Raw genomic sequence first — 1,275 nt, 5'->3', positions numbered from 1 at the left:
CAGCACGCCGTCGCGCTGCGGCGACACGCCGTAGGTCGTGAACGACATGCCGGGCGCTCCCGCCAGCGTCGCCGCCACCGGCCGCGTCGTGTTGGCGTATTCGTGGCTCCAGCCCAGCTTGAACTGCAGCCCGAGCTTCTCCCGCAGCCCCACATCCATTGCCCCGCCCAGCTGCGCTCCCAGCACCGAGCGCAGCGAGTTCGTCGTCTGCGACCCCACCGTCAGGTTCAGCGACTGCGCCCCCGTCTCGGTGAAGCCGTTCTGCGTCCCGGTATAGGCCTGCAGCCGCGCGAACGGCGTCACATACGCCTCCGCCTGCGCCCGCTGCAGCACGTCCACCCGATAGCCGCCCTCGAGCTGCCCGAACACCTGGTTGGCCCCGGTCTGGCCCTGCGCCGTCCGCGTGTTCAGGTTGGGAACCACGATGGTCCGCCACATCTGGTTGGCGCTGTAGGCATAGCCCGCCAGACCGTCGAGATAGACCGCCCCTTCGCTGTAGTTGCCGTACAGCGCCGCCTGCACCGTGTTCGACAGGCCCGAGCCGCTGAACCCGCCCACCCATTGCGAGCCGTTGCTGTAGCCCACCGCCACGCCCGCTCGCACGCTCGGCGTCACCAGCCGGTCGATGCCGGCCGCGAAGCCGCCCACCGTGTAGGTCACGGTCCCGGTACCGGCGCTGGCGCCCACCGTGCCGGTGCCGCCGATCCCGCCGCCCCACGCTCCCCACAGCGGCGCGCTCGTATCGCAGGCGATGTCGCAGGCCTCCGCCAGCGCCACCCGGCTGCCGCCACCCGTCGTCCCGCCACCCGCCTGGTTGGCGAAGTTGGTCATGAAGAGCTGCGCGTTCTGCACCAGCGCCGTCGAGAAGCCGGCATAGTTCTGTCCGCTGATGGCGGTCATGAAGCCCTGGCCCTGCAGGCTGCTGGCCGTCGCCACGCTGCCCAGCACCGTGGCGAAGTCGCCGCTCGCGGTCGGCGCCGTCGCATCCAGCACCGCGCCCACCGCCCGCTGCGTCGGCGTCTGCGCCGCCGCCGCGAAGCCGCCGATCTGCAGGGTCAGGTAGACGTTGTTGGGACCGTAGCTCAGGCTCGGCTGCAGAAACGGATAGGCGCTGGTCACGCCCGAATAGGTCCCGGTGACGCCGCCGGTCGCGCTCAGGATGCTGTAGGTCGTGCGCGGCGCGTAGACGCCCGTCGCCCCAACCACGTTCACCGGACCGCCGTTCAGCGTTGCCGTACCCGGCGCGCCCGTGACGCTGATCAGATCGCTCTGGCC

The 1,275-nt window shown here is 71.1% G+C and carries 1 protein-coding gene; it reads right to left on the bottom strand.

What is annotated here, in order from left to right; translation table 11 throughout:
• A partial coding sequence (locus B5D62_RS32755) for an autotransporter outer membrane beta-barrel domain-containing protein (protein WP_139374228.1) occupies positions 1 to 1,275 on the bottom strand: 1,275 nt, incomplete at both ends.

The organism is Enhydrobacter aerosaccus, from assembly GCF_900167455.1.
Taxonomy (GTDB): domain Bacteria; phylum Pseudomonadota; class Alphaproteobacteria; order Reyranellales; family Reyranellaceae; genus Reyranella; species Reyranella aerosaccus.
Note: the sequence above shows the minus strand (reverse complement) of the source record. Positions and strands in the feature narration are given on the sequence as shown.